Source organism: Providencia sp. wls1922 (assembly GCF_009706505.1).
Classification (GTDB): Bacteria; Pseudomonadota; Gammaproteobacteria; order Enterobacterales; family Enterobacteriaceae; genus Providencia; species Providencia lanzhouensis.
The window spans coordinates 94084-113745 of sequence record NZ_WLUG01000088.1 but is presented as its reverse complement, the minus strand read 5'-3'; the positions used below and the strand labels follow the sequence as shown (position 1 = coordinate 113745).

Below are 19662 nucleotides of genomic sequence, written 5' to 3'. Positions count from 1 at the left end.
CTCAATTATTTTTGCTGTGCGGATAAATAATCGCCCCAGTCACATTCGTGACTAGGGCGAAAAATAAAAGACTATCTTAACGTGTGATTACGCGGTGCCACCCACGGTCATTTTATCGAGTTTCAGTGTCGGTTGCCCCACACCCACTGGCACGCTTTGCCCTTCTTTACCACAAACACCTACGCCTTTATCCAACGCCAGGTCATTACCTACCATGGAGATCTGCTGCATAGCTTCAACACCAGAACCAATCAAGGTCGCCCCCTTCACTGGTGAAGTAATTTTACCATTTTCAATTAAGTAAGCTTCAGAGGTTGAAAACACAAATTTACCCGATGTGATATCCACCTGACCACCACCGAAATTCGGCGCATACAACCCTTTTTCAACACTGGCAATAATCTCTTCCGGTGTTGATTCACCCGCTAACATATAGGTATTTGTCATGCGAGGCATTGGTAAATGAGCGTAAGATTCACGACGCGCATTCCCAGTTGGCGCCACTCCCATTAAACGCGCGTTATGTTTATCTTGAATATAGTTACGTAGAATTCCATTCTCAATCAACACATTGTATTGACCAGGAACCCCCTCATCATCAATCGCTAATGAACCGCGACGCCCTGCGATGGTTCCATCATCCACCACGGTACACAGGGAAGATGCGACTTGCTCTCCCATTTTTCCTGAGAAAACAGAGGTGCCACGACGGTTAAAGTCACCTTCTAGACCATGACCTACCGCTTCATGGAGTAGAACACCTGGCCAGCCTGCACCTAATACTACAGGCATCATGCCTGCAGGAGCGGCAACTGCAGATAAATTCACTAACGCCATGCGTACCGCTTCACGGGCATACTGCTCCGCGAGTACTTGCCCTTGATGGATTTCGAGGAAATATTCATAACCATAACGACCGCCGCCGCCGCTTGCTCCGCGTTCACGTTTGCCATCATGTTCCACCAGCACACTCACCGATAAACGCACCAGAGGGCGAATATCCGTTGCTAATGTGCCATCGGTGGCAGCAACTAACACTTGCTCATACACACCAGTTAAGCTGGCATTCACTTCAATTACGCGAGGATCTTCAGCGCGCGCCACTTGGTCAACGCGATGCAGCAATTCAATTTTCTGCTCACGCGGTAAGCTACGCAAAGGATCCACTTCAGAATAGAGTTTTTTGTAGTCTACATTGGTTAAAATCTGTGACTTTCCAGAGCCTTGTTCAGTCACGATACTACGGGCTGCAGTGGTGCTTTGGGTTAGTGCCAGCAATGAAATTTGGTCTGCATAGGCAAAACCCGTTTTTTCACCCGTAATCGCTCGAACCCCAACACCTTGGTCAATATTGTAGGAGCCATCTTTAATGATTCGATCTTCTAAAACCCATGATTCATGGTAGCTAGACTGAAAAAAGAGATCCCCATAATCAACACGGCGCTCAGATAGCAGCCCTAAAATATCATACAGATTATCTTGACCAAGACCGTTGGCAGCCAGCAAATGTTCGCTGACAGAAGCTAAACTCATATTCGTTACTCTTATTTAGTTTATTTTTTAATCAATGATGTTAATTGTGGTCTAAAGCGGTTATGTTTCACCACTCGGATCTGTTCACGCATCACTTTTAAGCTGTCTGGCTGGACATTCACGACCAACGCGGAAACAGCATCCACATTCTTTTTCATCACCTTACCCCAGCCATCTACGGCGAGAGTATGTCCCCATGTACGACGCGTACCATGCACCCCAACTTGCGCTGGCGCTAAAACATAGCACTGGTTTTCAATCGCACGGGCTCTTAACAGTGGCTCCCAGTGAGCTTGTCCAGTATAACGAGTAAACGCCGCAGGGACGGAAATAATCTCCGCACCTTGTTCACGTAATGCTTGGAATAAGCCAGGGAAACGTAAATCATAACAAATGGTTAAACCTAAGCGACCTACTGGTGTATCAACCACAGTCAGGTGCTCACCACGTTGATAAATAACCGATTCGTTATACTCGCCTTGTTCATCTTCGATGTTCACATCAAACATATGAATTTTATCGTAACGCGCAGTGATATTCCCTTTCGCATCAAACAGTAAGCTACTACTGGTAATACGTTCAGGATCTTCACGGCTAATCAATGGCATTGACCCAATCAGGATCCACACATTGTAACGGATAGCCATCCCACGGATAGCGTCTTGTAATGGGCCATTACCTTCTGTTTCAGCCTGTTTACGATAGGTTGCAGCATCAGCAAATAGTAATGCATTTTCAGGAGTAAGAACTAACTGCACGGTATCAGGCAACTGTTTAATTTGCTGCTCTATCTGTGCCAAGTTGTGTTTTGTATTCTTACCACTACATAACTGCAAAAGTGCAACATTACCCGTTTTCATTACTCTTGAGTCTCCTTAAGCTGACGTAGTACTTCATCAATTTTAGGTTCATCCAGACTACCGCTTACGCGATAGCGAATAACCGAAATTTTACTCCACAACGGACCAAGGACCTTCGATGCCGCAAATACTGCCGCGCCCGCAAACGGGTTAATCACGAATGCGGTAGCTACACCTACTGTAGCAGAAATTTCAGGGGTAATGACCGCTTCCGCATTAATTTGGCGCTTAACAAGGTCAATATCCCCATTCAAGGCAATATCCGCGACTAATCCATCAATATAAAGATCCTTCGAGGTTAGAATACCTTGATTGATGACCGCATTGCCTTTAATCGAATCAAAGTTAAAGTCATTACTGAACGTATCCCGGAAATCTAATTGAAGTTTGCGCAATAATGCATCAAAACTGACTAGACGTAGTAACTGCCCAGCACGCCCGCCCCCCATATGGGCAATCGCACCTTTCCCTAATTTTGCTGACATTTTCCCATTCAGTGTCGCAACCTCAGGCTCCCAAGGAACCTGCGCCCAGTTCAGGTCAAATTCAATCGAATATGGAGAGTCGATAATCGGCACCAAGACACCAAAATAAGCGGCAGTTTCATCGAAAGCCTCGCCAGTTAGCGAGCCTGCAATCTCAGTTTTATTGCCATCATTACTGCGCCATAAGGCATCAAGCTTTAACTCACTGGCACTGTTTTTCAGTGAACCTGCGGTTAATTTTAAAGTGTGCTGCCCCACTGGCGTGACTTGCGCCGAGATTTCTCCCAGTTTTTGCCCACTCACCCAACACTCGGCACAATGGATGTTCACTTTAGGCCACTGACTAAAGTCGAATACTTCCGATGAAGGGGTCTTTTCGTTTGACGCTAGCGAACCTTCAGGATTGTAATACAGGTATTCAATATCCAGCGCCCATGGCTGCTGTTTCCAAATCTGTAGCTGCCCTTTTAGGTTTGCACTTTCTACATTAATTTGCTGTTCATCACGGTATAAATCATAAGAGAAGCTCAAATCTTTCCAACGCTGACCTGCCAAATAAACGGATGGCGCTTTAACCTCAAGGGTATCTGGGTAGCCAATTTGCCCCACATGTTCGCTGGCAGAAGAAGATAAAAAGCCACTCGCTAATTTCTCCCAATTGACATCTTCTACCGCAGGTAAATCCACTAAAATGGTCGAGCCGTTTGGTAATGCAGGAACCTGATTATTCCATGGGGCAATGTGAGCTTTTTGTAGTTTCAATGGCGAGCTGGTGAGCGACCACTGAGAATTAAAACCAAGACGCTGACCAATATCACCACCTACCGTTAATTGCTCCGTCGTGCCTTTTGCTTGAATATTCATCTTACCAAGCTGTTGCAGTAGTTCAGTATTCAGTGCAGGTAACTGGCTTTTTAGCTTATTTAATCCTGCGGCTACCTCAATCTGTAAGCCTGTCGCTTGCTTGGATGATTCTGGTAACGTGATATGAATTTGGCTTTTCCAATCACTCACGCCAGAGACTTTCCCTTTGATATCACTTGGCAGCATGGGAACTTTATTTAGCTCCCAATTTCCGCCAAGGTTAATATCCACCAAATAATCTTTCGGGCGCGTTAATGTCGTGAAATCCAAAGAAACTGGCTGTTCTAACCATTGCCCCGTGATGTTATCACTGACTAAATCCCCATTGGTAAATTTGAAGCTGCCAGTCAATCCATGCAATGTGCTATCGATTGGGCGTACAAACACATTATTTTTATTAAGATTGACTTGCCCTTTCGCGACAACATCTTTTCCAGCCGATAATGGAATCGCGAGATTAAGCTTACCGGTTACGGTACCATCAATTTGTAGCTCATCCAGCGTATCGCCAAGGGAATGTTTGAGTGGTGTATGGGTGAAGTATTGTTGGATCTGTTTGCCCGTGCCACTCACTCCCGCATCGATATATAACATTTCATCGAAGTAATCATGAATTACTGCATCGAGATTTTCTGCCGTTGCATCCCCTAATTTCACCGAGTCCGTATGCATCGCTAAACTTGCGCGGCTAAAATCTAAATCGAGGTTTAAATCCAGTAATGCAGGCCATTGGTCATCGTATTCGAATGTGCCATCACGCAGCGGCACATACACTTGGAACTGCCCGTCATTTTTATAGTAAGGATAATGTGCGGGGTCGCCTTTATACACCAACGTCGCATTGTCTACATGTCCAGCAATGATCGCTTTGGTCAGATAATCCGCTAGCTCCTGTCCCATCAGCTTTTGAGGGAAATAGCGCCAAGCTTCCCCTGCATCATCGGTGCTGATCCCCGCTAAAATAGCCAAATCGGCAATATCATGCTGCTTCGCTTTCGCATAGCTAAAGTCGCCATTGGCTTTGACGGCCTTAGCTTGCAAATTCACACCGGAACTCCACAATTTGAATTCGCTGCTGTTATTGATCCAATTTAATTTGCCGCTGGCGTTACTAATCTCAAAAGGTGCTTTAAATTCATCGCGATAATCCACGATACTATCTTTCAGCGAAAATGAGAGGATCCCTTGTTGAGCACCGCCAATAAGTACCCCTGAGAAATGGTTTACAGAAGGAAGCTCTTTCCATTTTTTCCAGCTAACATCCTGCCAGTCCATACTGATTTGCGTATGGTCTTCAGTGTCTTGCGTTAGGTCGAGAGCAAATTCCGAGACTAATCCCGTCGGTTGACGATGCTGCCAATCTTGCACTAATTCTGGCGTAACAAACGAGAATGTCGGCAAGACTTCACTTAGACGTTCTAGCTCAATATTTTTTGCGCGAATGCGCCAGTGATCTTTATTTTGATATTTTGCCGATGAAGGCAAATACAGAACGGAGACGCTCCCTTGCGGCCAGATATATTCATTGGTTTTCAGGGTATCTAGCTCAGGAATATTAAACAGCCAACCGTTACCTTGGCGCTTCATACGCACCAATAAATCATTCACTTGAAGATTTTGTGTGAGAGGCTCTTCCCCCCAGTTCGCTTCACCTTGACGTAGCTGGATCAGACCATTATCTATACGATTATTCTTGAGGGTGATCCACGATGATAAACTGAAGTTGGCGTCCCGCAGCCCCGTATTATCCCGTAACCACTTGCTGAGCCAAGGCTGCATATCAATGTTATCAGCCTGCAAATAGAATATGCCGTCACTGAGTACGCCGTTTTTATCCGACACATCCAGCTTCACTTGCAGATAACTATTTTGCTTATTTAGCGTTTCAAGGCTAACGAAACCTTGGGCGCGGTGGCGGGCATCTTGGTTAAGCCATGAAAGTTCAGGCAATAGTAACGTCATCTTTTGGTCTGATGGCGTCAAAAATGTCAATTGGCTATCTTTTAAAATAAAATGGTCAAACTGCCGTAAAAACAGGTCATCCACGCCATCATAGTTCGTGGTTTCATCTTCCGGTCCATCAAAACTCAGCGGGACTTTATAATCCACATTCAGTTGATAAAACGTCAAATCACGAAAACGCCAACGCAAAGATAATAGCGAATTCCAAATATCTAATTCGATAGTGATTTTGTTGACTTGTATATCGGTTATTGGATTTTTGACAACAACATCGGAAATGATAAGCTCGGGACCATAATAGCGCCAAGCCCCTTCAATCTGACCAATATCCAGTGAGATATCACTGTGATTTTCAACGTAAGTGATAATTTCTTGGCGATAATTATCAATATTGGGTAATAGAAAACGCAAACTGGTGAGTACCAACGCACACAGCAACAATACGGCAGCGGTTGTCACGAGTACGATACGTGGCAGTCGTTTCACCAGTTTCTCCTTCAAGCAGAATGCTACATCATGACGACATCAAAGCGTTCTTGGCTATATAACGGCTCAATCTGCACTTTAACTTGTTTCCCTACAAAGATTTCAACTTCCGCTAATGCGTGAGATTCATCCCCGGTCAACACATCCACCACCGCTTTTGATGCGTACACTAAGAATCTATCAGCATCGATTGTGCGGTGAACTCTCACAATTTCACGCAAAATTTCATAACATACGGTTTCAACCGATTTCACTGTACCACGGCCTTGGCAAGTTGGGCAGGTATCGCACAGCACATGCTCCAAGCTTTCACGGGTTCTTTTACGTGTCATCTCAACTAATCCTAGCTGAGAGAATCCATTAATGGTGGTTTTTACCTTATCTTTACTTAAAGCTTGTTCAAGTGAGGCTAACACACGGCGACGATGTTCAACATCAGACATATCGATAAAGTCGATGATAATAATACCACCGAGATTTCTTAATCGTAATTGGCGCGCAATGGCTTGAGTCGCTTCAACGTTGGTATTAAAGATAGTTTCTTCTAAATTACGGTGACCCACGAATGCGCCCGTATTGATATCGATGGTAGTCATCGCTTCCGTTTGGTCAATGATCAGATACCCGCCCGATTTCAATTCAACCTTTCTGTCCATCGCGCGTTGAATTTCATTTTCCACATCGAACAAGTCAAAGATAGGTTGGTTGCCTTGGTATAACTCAAGCTTCGCCGTCATTTCCGGCACATATTCCGCAATAAACTCTTCCAACTGCGTGTAGGTTAAACGAGAATCCACGCGAATACGGTCGAGGGATGCGCCAGCAAAGTCGCGAATGATACGGTATGCCAGTGAAAGCTCACCGTAAATTTTAGTACGCGTGACATTACGTTTTTTGCGTTCAATCACTTTCGCCCATAAGCGTTTTAAAAATGCAGCATCCTGTTTAACATCCTCTTCAGCCACACCTTCTGCGGCGGTACGAATGATAAACCCGCCGTTTTCATCGCAATATTGTGCGACACACTCTTTTAAACGCTCTCTTTCTTCTTCACTATCAATACGCTGAGATACACCAACATGGGAAGCTCCCGGCATGAAAACCAAGTAACGAGAAGGCAACGTAATGTCTGTGGTGAGTCTTGCGCCTTTGGTGCCAAGTGGGTCTTTAACCACTTGGACAATTAAATCTTGCCCTTGCTTCACCAGCTCAGCGATATCTCTAACATGAAAGTTTTTCTGCTCGTCACCCGCAATGCATTCGGTGTGAGGCATAATGTCCGAGGCGTGTAAAAAGGCTGCTTTATCCAGACCAATATCAACAAAGGCCGCCTGCATACCAGGTAAAACTCGGCTCACACGACCTTTGTAGATATTCCCTACTAGCCCTCTTTTCGCCTCTCGTTCGACATGTATTTCTTGTAAGATCCCACCATCAATATAAGCTACGCGCGTTTCAGATGGTGTTACGTTTACTAATAGTTCCGTAGTCATGAATTCCCCTTCCCATCACCTAACGCTAAAAATCGTTGTATTAATTCTTCTGTTTCGACCAATGGTAAGCCCACCACTGCATGATAGCTGCCATTAATGCATCGAATAAAACGTCCACCGAGACCTTGGATACCGTAAGCGCCCGCTTTATCCATTGGCTCGCCAGATTGTATATAATCCTGTATTTCCAGCAAAGATAACTCGCGGAATGTCACATCTGTCGTAATCAATGAGGTTAGAGTCTCATGCTTGTTCGACACAGCAATGGCGGTCATTACCTGATGCGTTTTACCAGAAAGGTCACTGAGGATTTGCTGAGCATGGACCGCGTCTCGCGGTTTTTCTAATATTTTACCGTCAAGAACCACAATAGTATCTGCACCCAAAACTGGATGATCCGCAGGAGCAATTGCTACACCCGCTCGGGATTTATCTCGCGCTAAGCGCTGGACATACGCCTGAGGCGATTCCCCTTCTTGCCATTTTTCTTCCACTTCGGGACGCAAGATTTCAAAGGAATAACCTAGCAGTTGGACTAATTCACGTCGTCTCGGTGAACCTGATGCAAGATAAATTAAGCTCATAAATTGTCATTCCAGTTATCATCAACGGCCACAATCTTAACATACTGAAAATTGGCGGCGAATTTTTCGTAACAGTAAAAATAACCATGGCCACAGAATACCATTCACCAAACTATTCCAGAATACTTGTGGGTGGAATAAGACTTGTGAGGAAAGGAATTCTGCCCAGAAAACAGCAAGGTCTTGCACCACCGTTAATGCAACAATAATCAAAGCTTGCTGCCACAGTGCCATGTTACGTAAAAGCTGATGCTTGTATGCCACGAGATAACAAATGATGCTGAAGGAGAGCGCATGTACGCCCAGAGCTGATCCTTGAATAGAATCGACAATAATTCCTAAAATAAAGCTGGTACCCACACTGACGCGATGCGGTAATGCCATTACCCAGTATATTAAAATCAGCAGTAACCATGATGGTCGGTAAAATGCCAATTGTTCAGGCCACGGCATTACCTGCAAAATCAGTGCAATAAAGAAAGATAGCCAGATAATGATGCGCCCATTACCGCGATACTCATCCATTATGATTTCCTCTCCACCCTTTCATCATACCGTTTCCCTCACTCTATCTTATGGCTGAGGTTGAGGCTGTGTAGGTTGCATGGACGGTGGTAATGGTGGTCCTTGAATCTCGCTTGGTGTTGGTAACACCTGCGGCAACACTTTCATTAAACGCTCATTTGCAGCCCGGTAAACATCGGATGGCTGTAATGGGGTTTTCGGATCACTTTCATTGCCCCACAGCAGGAGTAAATAACGTAGACGTTGTAACTCAGCACTTGGTCTTGCAGAGATGATAGTATAGGCACGTTGAGTATCATGCTTCACCGCTGAAACAACAGCAACAGGATACCCTTCAGGGAATCGTCCACCTAAGCCCGAAGTCACTAACACATCACCAACACGAATATCTGTATTTCCAGGAAGTGGCTCTAATTGCAGGTCATCCGCACATCCTGAGCCCGCAGCAATAACACGGATATCATTACGTAAGACTTGCACAGGCAATGCATGGGCAGTATCGCAAATTAATAAAACGCGGCTATTAAAATTACTGGTACCAACAACCTGACCTACCACGCCTTTATCGCTGATAACTGGCTGGCCTTCATAAACGCCGTCATTACTGCCTTTATCTATCACGACTTGGTCGCGATAAGGCGTGTTCGCACCTGAAATGACTTGCGTCACCATCATATGTTCATCTTGGCGTAATGGGGAACCTAACAGTTCGCGTAAACGGGCATTTTCTTGTTTGAGTTGCTCAAGCAGCAAGTTATCCGCTTTTTTTAATAATAGCTCTTGGCGTAGAGCTTTATTCTCAAACTGGAGCTGATCCCGCGTTGAAAGGGTGTCAGAGATATTATCAAGGAATTGACGTGGTCCGTTAGCTAAAAAATAGAATGGGCTAACCGCCGTGTCTAAATAATTACGGATTTTATTGAAAGGCTCAAATCGATGGTCAATCACCACCAGCACCAATGCAATTATCACTGCAATAAAAATGCGTAACTGTAGGGAAGGACCTCGCCTAAAAATTGGCTTCATGTATGGCTAAGTTTCGCTAATGGTCGGAGAATAAAAAAATAGTCAAAGCGACTGGAGCTAAAAAACTCCAGTCGCTTATGGCGTGATTTAGTCTTCGCTAAACAGGTCACCGCCGTGCATGTCAATCATCTCTAACGCTTTACCGCCGCCACGAGCAACGCAGGTTAAAGGATCTTCAGCAACGATGACCGGAATGCCAGTCTCTTCCATTAATAAACGATCTAAATTACGCAGAAGAGCACCACCACCCGTTAATACCATACCGCGCTCTGAAATATCAGATGCTAATTCTGGTGGGCACTGTTCTAACGCTAACATTACCGCACTCACGATACCGGTCAGTGGCTCTTGTAATGCTTCTAAAATTTCGTTGGAGTTCATTTTGAATCCGCGAGGTACACCTTCAGCCAAGTTACGACCGCGAACTTCAATTTCATAAACTTCATCAGTTGGGAAAGCAGAACCGATACCATGCTTGATACGCTCAGCTGTTGCTTCACCAATTAAGGAACCATAATTACGACGCACATAGTTGATGATTGACTCGTCAAAACGGTCACCACCAATGCGAACAGAAGAAGAGTAAACTACACCGTTCAGAGAGATAACAGCGACTTCAGTGGTACCACCACCGATATCGACAACCATGGAACCTGTCGCTTCAGAAACAGGTAAACCAGCACCGATTGCCGCTGCCATTGGCTCTTCAATTAGGAAAACTTCGCGGGCACCTGCACTTAATGCAGATTCACGGATAGCTTTACGCTCAACTTGAGTTGCACCAACAGGCACACAGACTAAAACACGAGGGCTTGGACGCAGGAAGCTGTTGCTATGAACTTGCTTGATAAAGTGTTGTAACATTTTTTCAGTTAAGAAAAAGTCTGCAATCACACCATCTTTCATTGGTCGAATTGCGGAAATGTTACCCGGTGTACGCCCCAGCATCTGTTTCGCTTCACCACCAACCGCAGCAACGCTTTTTGGCGAGCCCGCGCGATCCTGACGAATTGCAACTACAGAGGGTTCATTTAATTTGACGCCTTGTCCTTTGACATAAATGAGGGTATTGGCCGTACCCAAGTCAATCGACAGGTCATTAGAAAACATGCCACGAAATTTTTTAAACATAACGAAAGGATTATCCTGCAAGCTGGGGACGAATAAAAACCCGTCTACTCTACCAACCACTTGAAGCTGCCTCAAGGCGTAAATCAATCACTTCATAAATATGGTTAATTCATCTATTTTCACATACTAAAATCGTACATGCTTCTATAACAAAACGAAGCAGATAAAAACCCCGAAAATCACCCTTAATTCAAACGCCTTTGAAATTTTTCATCATTCGCGCACGAAAAATGGACAGCCCTCTGGTTGTTATATACTCCATCTTTACGTTCTTCCCAGTGTGACAAGCGATTACGTCTACAAGTTCAAATAAATTTTTTATATTTTAATTATTGCTATACATCTAGCTTTTTAACAACAAAATAAGTGAACTTAAATTTCGCTGATTCTATTATCAACTTTAAATTAAGCCATAACCATGTCGACACGCTGATGTATTAGTCAGAGTAGGACATTTTGCATGATAAAAGCCTAGTTATGCTAGAAAAAAATGCATTTTTACAAATTAATTACATAAGTAATAGCTTGAATACCATTCTGGCGTCAATGAAAACGATTTTACCTGTGTGTAAATTAAAAAAAACACTTATTTAATCATAAAATTAGGGGTGGATCATGAAAGCGCTCGTTTTACAGCAACAAGACGATAAAATCGTCCCAGAAATCCTCAATGTACCTACTGAGTCATTACCCGCAGGCGATGTCATCGTCGATATTCACTGGTCGACAATTAACTATAAAGATGCGCTAGCTATTAATGGAAAAGCAGGCGTTGTCCGTCAATATCCAATGGTACCCGGAATTGACTTTTCTGGCGTCGTTCATCACAGTGAAGATCCCCGTTTTCATATTGGCCAACACGTATTATTAACAGGATGGGGAGTTGGCGAAACACACTGGGGTGGACTCGCCACACAAGCGAAAGTTCCTGCCGATTATTTAACCCCTCTTCCTGAAGCATTATCACTGAAACATGCCATGATCATCGGCACCGCTGGATTTACTGCCATGTTGTGCGTGAATGCCCTTGAAGATGCAGGGATCACTCCTGAAAGTGGAGAAATTGTAGTGAGCGGCGCCAGTGGTGGTGTTGGGAGTGTCGCAATCCAATTACTTTCTATATTGGGCTATCAAGTTGTGGTGATTTCAGGTCGCGCAGAAAATCACGACTATTTACTGAAAATTGGTGCGAAAAGCGTACTACCTCGCAGTGAATTTACTCATCCAGCCAAACCGCTTGATAAACAGCGTTGGGCAGGCGCTATCGATACGGTTGGTGGTGACGTGCTGGCCAATATCTTGGCGCAAGTGAACTATAATGGAGCTGTGGCTGCATGCGGGCTGGCTGGCGGGTTCTCACTGCCAACAACTGTTATGCCATTTATTTTGCGTAATATCCGTCTGCAAGGGGTCGATTCCGTTTACTACCCTGCGGCAAAACGCCAAAAAGTGTGGGAACGCTTAGCGCAACTCTTACCTGATGCGTTTTATGATCAAGTTAGCTGCGAGATTTCATTAGAAGAGTGTGTCGAACACGCAAAAAAACTCTTAAAAAACGAAGTCACTGGGCGTACCCTAGTAAACCTTCAAAATTAAATCATCAACACGCGTGATTGTGTCGCCACAATGTGGATTACGGCACAATTTATAAAATAAATTCGGGTAATTTCTCTGATAAGACCAGTATTTTGCTGCTATATGCAACGAAATAATTATAATGCTCTTCCTTGTCAGTGGAAAATCTATTTATTTTTATGATAAAAGATGACAAACCGTCGACATCGCGTTATGTTGTCGGATTATTGACATATCGTCGGAGTTAGCAACACAATGACAGAAGATACTCATATTTTGCTCCTTAACGGCCCGAACTTAAATATGCTGGGTTCCAGAGAACCTGAGAAATATGGGGCTCGACCGCTTTCTGAAATTGTATCGAACCTGATGCAAGAAGCAGAAAAATTAGGGGTGAAACTGAGCCATTTTCAGTCAAATGCAGAGCATGAACTTATCGATAGAATTCATGCAGCACAAGGTAATGTTGATTATATCCTAATCAACCCGGCCGCATTCACGCATACAAGTGTTGCTCTGCGTGATGCGCTATTAGCAGTTTGTATCCCATTTATCGAGATCCATCTGTCTAATATTTATGCTAGAGAACCCTTTCGTCATCACTCCTATTTCTCCGATATGTCCAATGGAGTTATTTGTGGTCTTGGCGCAGATGGTTACAGTTTTGCATTACAAGCCGCGGTTAATCGTGTGCGACTAATTAATTCAATTCAAATATAAGAGTACGGAATCATATCCATGGATATTCGTAAAATTAAAAAGCTGATCGAACTTGTTGAAGAATCTGGCATTTCTGAACTGGAAATTTCTGAAGGTGAAGAGTCAGTACGTATCAGTCGTGTATCACCAGCACCTCAAATGATGGCTGCACCTCAACAGTTCTACTCAGCACCAGTTGCTCAACAACCTGCATTAGCTAACGCGGTTGCTCCAGCACAAGAAGCAGCGGCTCCAGCAGCACCTGCGGCAGTTTCTGGTCACCAAGTTCGCTCACCAATGGTTGGTACTTTCTACCGCTCACCAAGCCCAGAAGCAAAACCATTCGTTGAAGTTGGTCAAACTGTCAAAGTTGGCGATCCTCTTTGCATCGTTGAAGCGATGAAAATGATGAACCAAATCGAAGCAGATAAAGCTGGTGTTGTTAAAGCTATTTTGTTGCAAAACGGTGATGCAATAGAATTTGACGAGCCATTAGTTGTCATCGAATAACGAGGCGTTTCCATGCTGGAAAAAATTGTTATCGCTAACCGTGGGGAAATTGCACTGCGAATTCTGCGTGCATGTAAAGAACTCGGCATCAAAACTGTTGCGGTTCACTCCACGGCAGATAGAGATTTAAAACACGTATTGCTGGCAGACGAAACTATTTGTATTGGTCCGGCTGCCTCAGCAAAAAGCTACTTGAATATCCCTGCTATCATTGCTGCGGCTGAAATTTCAGGCGCACAGGCGATTCACCCAGGATACGGTTTCCTGTCTGAAAACGCTGACTTTGCAGAACAAGTAGAACAATCAGGTTTCATTTTTATCGGCCCAAAAGCTGAAACTATCCGCCTAATGGGCGACAAAGTTTCTGCGATTAGCGCGATGAAAAAAGCAGGCGTTCCATGTGTACCAGGTTCTGATGGTCCATTGGGTAACGACACTGAAAAGAACAAAGCAATTGCTAAACGCATCGGCTTCCCAGTTATCATCAAAGCATCTGGTGGTGGTGGTGGTCGTGGTATGCGTGTGGTTCGTAATGAGAAAGATCTCGAATCTTCCATTAACCTGACCCGTGCAGAAGCAAAAGCCGCATTCAACAACGACATGGTTTACATGGAAAAATTCCTTGAAAACCCACGTCACGTTGAAATCCAAGTGATGGCAGATGGTCAAGGTCATGCTGTTTATTTAGCTGAACGTGACTGTTCAATGCAGCGCCGCCACCAAAAAGTGGTTGAAGAAGCACCAGCACCGGGGATCACCCCAGAAATTCGCCGTAATATCGGTGAACGCTGTGCAAAAGCCTGTATCGAAATCGGCTATCGTGGCGCTGGTACTTTTGAGTTCTTATTTGAAAACGGCGAATTCTATTTCATCGAAATGAACACCCGTATTCAGGTTGAGCACCCAGTGACCGAAATGATCACCGGTGTTGACTTAATCAAAGAACAACTGCGTGTCGCTTCTGGTTTACCGTTATCTGTGACTCAGGATCAGATCAATGTTCACGGTCATGCGATTGAATGTCGTATCAACGCAGAAGACCCGCATACATTCCTGCCTAGCCCAGGTAAAATCACTCGTTTCCACTCTCCGGGTGGCTTCGGTGTTCGTTGGGAATCTCATATTTACGCAGGCTACTCTGTACCTCCGTTCTATGACTCAATGATCGGTAAATTAATCACTTACGGTGAAACTCGTGAAATCGCGATTGCTCGTATGAAAAACGCGTTAAACGAACTGATCATCGATGGGATTAAAACCAACATCGAATTACAACAGATGATCATGAATGATGAAAACTTTGCCAAAGGTGGAACCAATATCCACTATTTGGAGAAAAAACTCGGTATTCAAGAATAATCCCCTGAATAATCGATATTTTCGTCATTAAAAATAAATACCGGAAAGTCAATTTCCGGTATTTTTTTGCCTATAAATGGCAGGATTATCGGTTTTATTACGCTATTTTTCACACTCCCCCTTCAGATTGTCGTACAATCCCCGATTATTTTTGTCAACATGAGGAGGAAAAGCGGATGGACAAACGTTTTCTTCAATCAAACAGGGAAGCTCGTTGGGCGCTATATCTGACTATTGCCTACATGATAGGTTGGGTACTTTGTGCTTATCTACCCAGTAACACACTTGGTGTTACCGGATTACCGTTATGGTTTGAATGGTCATGTCTGATTCTCCCTATCATCTTTATTTTGCTATGCATCATGATGGTTAAACTCGTATTCAAAGATATCTCGCTGGAGGAGAAAGATGCAGACTGAAGTTCTCCTGCCCTTAATCGGCTATCTGCTCCTCGTTTTTCTCCTTTCGCTCTACGCTTATAAAAAACGCACGAAAGGCGAATTTCTTAACGAGTATTTTCTAGGTAATCGCTCGATGGGCGGCTTTGTCTTAGCCATGACCATCACCGCAACCTACATCAGCGCTAGCTCCTTCATCGGAGGTCCCGGTGCCGCCTACAAATATGGGTTAGGCTGGGTACTCCTCGCCATGATCCAACTACCTGCGATCTGACTCTCTTTGGGCGTACTTGGCAAAAAATTTGCTATCTTAGCTCGCCGCTATAATGCAGTTACCCTTAACGACATGCTCTACGCCCGTTACCAAAGTCGTTTTCTCGTTTGGTTTGCTAGCGTAAGTTTATTAGTCGCGTTCTTTGGGGCAATGACGGTGCAATTTATCGGTGGCGCACGACTACTCGAAACCGCAGCCGGCATTCCTTATACCTATGGATTGATGATTTTTGGTATCTCTATCGCGCTGTATACCGCGATTGGTGGTTTCCGAGCCAGTGTCCTCAACGATGCGTTGCAAGGGCTGGTCATGTTGCTTGGCACCGTTATTTTGCTGGTTGCCATTATCTACCATGCGGGAGGTTTACCTGCTGCCGTGGAAAAAATGCATGCTATCGACCCGAAACTGGTCTCCCCAGAAGGAGCCAACGATATCCTCAGCGGACCATTTATGGCCTCATTCTGGGTGCTAGTCTGTTTTGGGGTTATCGGATTACCGCACACTGCGGTGCGCTGTATCTCCTACAAAGACAGCAAAGCCGTTCATAAAGGTATTATTCTGGGCACCATCGTGATGGCCATCTTGATGTTTGGTATGCACTTCGCGGGTGCCTTGGGGCGTGCCATACTACCGGATTTAACCATTCCAGACCAAGTGATCCCGACCTTGATGGTTCAGGTTCTTCCACCATTTGCCGCGGGGATTTTCCTGGCAGCACCAATGGCCGCAATTATGTCCACCATTAACGCCCAGTTACTGCAATCTTCAGCGACGATCGTGAAAGATATCTACCTTAACGCCGCACCTGAGCAAATTAAAAATGAGAAAAAACTGGCGCGCATTTCCAGCTTCTCAACGTTAATTTTAGGGGCGCTATTATTGATTGCTGCGTGGAATCCACCACAAATGATTATCTGGCTGAATTTATTAGCTTTTGGTGGATTAGAAGCGGTATTCCTGTGGCCATTGGTTCTCGGATTATATTGGGAAAAAGCCAACGGCACTGGCGCCCTGAGCGGCATGATTGTTGGCGGTGTTTGCTACGCTATTTTCGCCTCATTTAAGATTGAAATTATGGGCTTCCACGCCATTGTGCCATCACTGTTCCTGAGCCTGATTGCCTTTTTGATTGGTAATCTTTTTGGCAAAAATCCAGTACAATCGGCACCAAATGAACAGGTAACTAGCACTCATTGATTTTGACTTTACCTAATGTAAATGAACAAATGCAATGCGCTAAATAATTCGCGTCATAGCTAGACGGCAAACGAGCTAATCCCTAGGAGCATACACAAGTATGTGACTAGGGTTAGTGAGCGCAGCCAACAACGCTATGGCGTGAAGAATGACGAGCATTTTAAAAGAGAAAAAACAATGCCTTGGATACAAATCAGACTAAACTCAAACGCAAAAGACGCAGAAGCCCTTGGCGATGAACTCATGGAAACAGGCTCCGTGTCCGTCACCTTCCAAGACAGCCACGACACACCTGTTTTCGAGCCACTTCCTGGAGAAACTCGCCTGTGGGGCGATACCGATGTTATCGGTCTATATGACGCTGAAACTGACATGAAATGGGTGGTCACTCAGTTAGAAAACAGCCCATTACTCGGCGCCGGCTTCGTTCATAAAATCGAACAAATTGAAGATAAAGATTGGGAGCGCGAATGGATGGATAACTTCCACCCAATGCGTTTCGGTCAACGTTTATGGATCTGCCCTAGCTGGCGCGATGTGCCAGATCCAACTGCAGTTAACGTGATGTTAGATCCTGGCTTAGCTTTTGGCACGGGAACCCACCCGACGACTTCGTTATGCCTTGAGTGGCTGGATGGATTGGATCTTGAAGGCAAAACCGTTATCGATTTCGGTTGCGGATCAGGGATCTTAGCTATCGCAGCATTAAAGCTCGGTGCAGCGCGTGCGATCGGGATCGATATCGATCCACAAGCGATTCTTGCGAGCCGCGATAATGCGGAGCGTAATGGCGTCTCAGAGCGTCTGTCGCTCTATTTACCCAAAGACCAACCTCAAGACCTTCAGGCTGACGTCGTAGTCGCTAACATCCTTGCAGGCCCTTTACGTGAGCTTGCACCGATGATCAGTGTGCTACCGCGCGCCGGTGGTCATTTAGGTCTGTCTGGCGTATTAGCCAGCCAAGCTGAAAGTGTTGCTGATGCTTATCGTGCTGACTTCAATATTGACCCTGTTGCAGAGAAAGATGAGTGGTGCCGTATCACTGGTGTCAAGCATTTTTAATGGGTTTGCGGTAAAAATCAAAGAATAATTTCTTTGAAATTAATTGCAGAATGGATTATCTTACAGCTCAAATATTGCTCAATAGCTGATGATAATCTGTTCTGCTCGAGAAGTGAGTCTTGGATATTCAAAGTAATCGTTATTTTTAGCGCCTGTTGTTAAAAAACACCTAACAACTTGTTAAATAACACTAATTTTATTATTTTCTAAAAAGCAAGATAAAAAAGTTAGTGATAAATAACCGTTTGCTCAAAGTTTGTCCTTTCATATCTCGTAAAAAATGCGTAATATACGCGCCCTTGCAGTCACAGTATGGCCCCCATTTAGTTATGCGAATCGGACAATATCAGTTGAGAAACTGTCTTATTGCTGCCCCCATGGCAGGCATCACAGATAAACCGTTTAGGTCCCTGTGTTATGCGATGGGTGCTGGAATGACGGTATCGGAGATGCTTTCTTCTAACCCACAAGTTTGGAAGACAGATAAATCGAGACTCAGGATGGTTCACCGCGATGAACTCGGGGTACGTTCCGTTCAAATAGCTGGCAATGATCCCGATGAAATGGCTGCTGCAGCTCAAATTAACGTTGAGAGCGGCGCTCAAATCATTGATATCAATATGGGCTGCCCAGCTAAGAAAGTGAATCGTAAGCTAGCAGGCTCAGCCTTACTGCGTTATCCGGAGATTGTAAAATCAATCCTAGAGACCGTTGTAAACGCTGTGGATGTGCCAGTCACACTGAAAATCCGCACAGGCTGGTCACCTGAAGAGCGTAACTGCATAGAGATTGCCCAATTGGCCGAAGATTGTGGTATTCAAGCCCTGACCATTCATGGCAGAACCAGAGCCTGTCTGTTCAACGGCGAAGCTGAATATGACAACATTCGGGCAGTTAAGCAGACTGTTTCCATTCCGGTTATTGCCAATGGCGACATTACTGACCCGCTAAAAGCCAGGGCTGTTTTAGACTACACAGGGGCGGATGCCTTGATGGTAGGACGAGCAGCTCAGGGAAGACCTTGGATCTTTCGGGAAATCCAACATTATCTGGACACAGGTGAAATATTGCCACCGATGCCAATGGCTGACGTGAAAAGCATTATGTTAGGGCATGTACGGGAACTGCACGACTTTTATGGTCAAGGCAAGGGAGCCCGTATAGCGCGCAAACATGTTTCTTGGTACTTACAAGAACATGCACCTGATGACCAGTTTCGGCGCTCCTTCAACGCCATTGAGGATGCCAGCGAACAGCTGGAGGTGTTGGAAGCATTTTTTGAAAATTTTTGCGTAAATAAAAGATAAGAGCTGACAGAACTATGTTCGAACAACGCGTAAATTCTGACGTACTAACCGTTGCTACTGTAAATTCACAAGATCAAGTAACTCAAAAACCGTTACGTGACTCAGTTAAGCAAGCACTGAAGAACTATTTTGCTCAATTAAATAATCAAGATGTTAACGATTTATATGAGCTGGTATTGGCTGAGGTAGAACAGCCTTTGTTGGACATGGTTATGCAATATACCCGTGGAAACCAGACCCGTGCAGCCCTGATGATGGGTATCAACCGCGGAACTCTGCGTAAGAAACTGAAAAAATACGGCATGAACTAATCCTAGTCGGTTAATGCAGTG

General features: G+C 44.7%; 16 protein-coding genes and 1 pseudogene. 9 read left to right on the top strand and 8 right to left on the bottom strand.

Translation table 11 applies throughout. The annotated features are described in order from the left end of the window. Positions 1 to 87: 87 nt before the first annotated feature. From tldD to GKR71_RS10050, 8 genes are all read right to left on the bottom strand, one after another. On the bottom strand, positions 88 to 1533 hold the full coding sequence (tldD, locus tag GKR71_RS10085; protein WP_154599768.1) for a metalloprotease TldD: 1446 nt from the start codon (positions 1531 to 1533) through the stop codon (positions 88 to 90). A gap of 20 nt (positions 1534 to 1553) precedes the next feature. Then, on the bottom strand, positions 1554 to 2393 hold the full coding sequence (nit1, locus tag GKR71_RS10080; RefSeq protein WP_108478432.1) for a deaminated glutathione amidase: 840 nt from the start codon (positions 2391 to 2393) through the stop codon (positions 1554 to 1556). Further along, positions 2393 to 6190, bottom strand: a complete 3798-nt coding sequence (gene yhdP / locus GKR71_RS10075) for an AsmA2 domain-containing protein YhdP (protein WP_230085061.1) — start codon at positions 6188 to 6190, stop codon at positions 2393 to 2395. Before yhdP ends, nit1 begins: the two co-directional genes overlap by 1 nt. A 23-nt stretch (positions 6191 to 6213) precedes the next feature. Beyond that, a complete protein-coding gene (gene rng / locus GKR71_RS10070; protein WP_036956090.1) occupies positions 6214 to 7683 on the bottom strand; it encodes a ribonuclease G in 1470 nt (489 codons plus the stop codon). After that, a complete protein-coding gene (locus GKR71_RS10065) occupies positions 7680 to 8267 on the bottom strand; it encodes a Maf family protein (protein WP_036956088.1) in 588 nt (195 codons plus the stop codon). The genes rng and GKR71_RS10065 overlap by 4 nt, the downstream gene beginning before the upstream one ends. Positions 8268 to 8303: 36 nt before the next feature. Next, positions 8304 to 8792 (bottom strand): rod shape-determining protein MreD, encoded by a 489-nt coding sequence (gene mreD, locus GKR71_RS10060; RefSeq protein ID WP_036956087.1) that lies wholly within the window; start codon positions 8790 to 8792, stop codon positions 8304 to 8306. Positions 8793 to 8840: 48 nt separating this feature from the next. Then, the gene (gene mreC / locus GKR71_RS10055) at positions 8841 to 9818 is read right to left on the bottom strand and encodes a rod shape-determining protein MreC (protein ID WP_036956086.1); all 978 of its coding nucleotides are present in this window, start codon (positions 9816 to 9818) and stop codon (positions 8841 to 8843) included. A gap of 87 nt (positions 9819 to 9905) precedes the next feature. Next, positions 9906 to 10949, bottom strand: a complete 1044-nt coding sequence (locus tag GKR71_RS10050) for a rod shape-determining protein (RefSeq protein WP_006662897.1) — start codon at positions 10947 to 10949, stop codon at positions 9906 to 9908. A 615-nt stretch (positions 10950 to 11564) separates the two neighbouring features. On the opposite strand from GKR71_RS10050, the gene acuI reads away from it, so the two are divergent. From acuI to fis, 9 genes and pseudogenes are all read left to right on the top strand, one after another. Continuing rightward, positions 11565 to 12545: an acrylyl-CoA reductase (NADPH) gene (acuI, locus tag GKR71_RS10045; protein WP_154609984.1), complete on the top strand. Its 981-nt coding sequence runs from the start codon at positions 11565 to 11567 to the stop codon at positions 12543 to 12545. A gap of 234 nt (positions 12546 to 12779) precedes the next feature. After that, a complete protein-coding gene (gene aroQ, locus GKR71_RS19900) occupies positions 12780 to 13244 on the top strand; it encodes a type II 3-dehydroquinate dehydratase (RefSeq protein ID WP_036956081.1) in 465 nt (154 codons plus the stop codon). A gap of 18 nt (positions 13245 to 13262) precedes the next feature. Further along, on the top strand, positions 13263 to 13733 hold the full coding sequence (gene accB / locus GKR71_RS19895; RefSeq protein ID WP_154609985.1) for an acetyl-CoA carboxylase biotin carboxyl carrier protein: 471 nt from the start codon (positions 13263 to 13265) through the stop codon (positions 13731 to 13733). A gap of 12 nt (positions 13734 to 13745) precedes the next feature. After that, complete coding sequence (accC, locus tag GKR71_RS10035) at positions 13746 to 15092, top strand: acetyl-CoA carboxylase biotin carboxylase subunit (RefSeq protein ID WP_036956076.1); 1347 nt, start codon at positions 13746 to 13748, stop codon at positions 15090 to 15092. A 176-nt stretch (positions 15093 to 15268) separates the two neighbouring features. Then, the gene (locus GKR71_RS10030) at positions 15269 to 15511 is read left to right on the top strand and encodes a DUF997 family protein (RefSeq protein ID WP_108478429.1); all 243 of its coding nucleotides are present in this window, start codon (positions 15269 to 15271) and stop codon (positions 15509 to 15511) included. Then, a pseudogene (gene panF / locus GKR71_RS10025) lies at positions 15501 to 16961 on the top strand (sodium/pantothenate symporter). Before GKR71_RS10030 ends, panF begins: the two are co-directional and overlap by 11 nt. A 177-nt stretch (positions 16962 to 17138) precedes the next feature. Further along, entirely contained in the window at positions 17139 to 18023 is an 885-nt protein-coding gene (prmA, locus tag GKR71_RS10020; RefSeq protein ID WP_036956069.1) for a 50S ribosomal protein L11 methyltransferase, read from the top strand. A gap of 329 nt (positions 18024 to 18352) precedes the next feature. Then, on the top strand, positions 18353 to 19330 hold the full coding sequence (gene dusB, locus GKR71_RS10015) for a tRNA dihydrouridine synthase DusB (RefSeq protein ID WP_036956067.1): 978 nt from the start codon (positions 18353 to 18355) through the stop codon (positions 19328 to 19330). A gap of 14 nt (positions 19331 to 19344) precedes the next feature. After that, complete coding sequence (gene fis, locus GKR71_RS10010) at positions 19345 to 19641, top strand: DNA-binding transcriptional regulator Fis (RefSeq protein ID WP_004258438.1); 297 nt, start codon at positions 19345 to 19347, stop codon at positions 19639 to 19641. Positions 19642 to 19662: the final 21 nt, after the last annotated feature.

What these genes read in the sequence shown, in the direction of transcription:
- prmA (WP_036956069.1), top strand. Translation starts at nt 17,139, where the DNA reads ATGCCTTGGATACAAATCAGACTAAACTCAAACGCAAAAGACGCAGAA.
- mreD (WP_036956087.1), bottom strand. Translation starts at nt 8,792, where the DNA reads ATGGATGAGTATCGCGGTAATGGGCGCATCATTATCTGGCTATCTTTC.
- mreC (WP_036956086.1), bottom strand. Translation starts at nt 9,818, where the DNA reads ATGAAGCCAATTTTTAGGCGAGGTCCTTCCCTACAGTTACGCATTTTT.
- dusB (WP_036956067.1), top strand. Translation starts at nt 18,353, where the DNA reads ATGCGAATCGGACAATATCAGTTGAGAAACTGTCTTATTGCTGCCCCC.
- GKR71_RS10050 (WP_006662897.1), bottom strand. Translation starts at nt 10,949, where the DNA reads ATGTTTAAAAAATTTCGTGGCATGTTTTCTAATGACCTGTCGATTGAC.
- nit1 (WP_108478432.1), bottom strand. Translation starts at nt 2,393, where the DNA reads ATGAAAACGGGTAATGTTGCACTTTTGCAGTTATGTAGTGGTAAGAAT.
- aroQ (WP_036956081.1), top strand. Translation starts at nt 12,780, where the DNA reads ATGACAGAAGATACTCATATTTTGCTCCTTAACGGCCCGAACTTAAAT.
- acuI (WP_154609984.1), top strand. Translation starts at nt 11,565, where the DNA reads ATGAAAGCGCTCGTTTTACAGCAACAAGACGATAAAATCGTCCCAGAA.
- accB (WP_154609985.1), top strand. Translation starts at nt 13,263, where the DNA reads ATGGATATTCGTAAAATTAAAAAGCTGATCGAACTTGTTGAAGAATCT.
- tldD (WP_154599768.1), bottom strand. Translation starts at nt 1,533, where the DNA reads ATGAGTTTAGCTTCTGTCAGCGAACATTTGCTGGCTGCCAACGGTCTT.
- accC (WP_036956076.1), top strand. Translation starts at nt 13,746, where the DNA reads ATGCTGGAAAAAATTGTTATCGCTAACCGTGGGGAAATTGCACTGCGA.
- rng (WP_036956090.1), bottom strand. Translation starts at nt 7,683, where the DNA reads ATGACTACGGAACTATTAGTAAACGTAACACCATCTGAAACGCGCGTA.
- fis (WP_004258438.1), top strand. Translation starts at nt 19,345, where the DNA reads ATGTTCGAACAACGCGTAAATTCTGACGTACTAACCGTTGCTACTGTA.
- GKR71_RS10065 (WP_036956088.1), bottom strand. Translation starts at nt 8,267, where the DNA reads ATGAGCTTAATTTATCTTGCATCAGGTTCACCGAGACGACGTGAATTA.
- GKR71_RS10030 (WP_108478429.1), top strand. Translation starts at nt 15,269, where the DNA reads ATGGACAAACGTTTTCTTCAATCAAACAGGGAAGCTCGTTGGGCGCTA.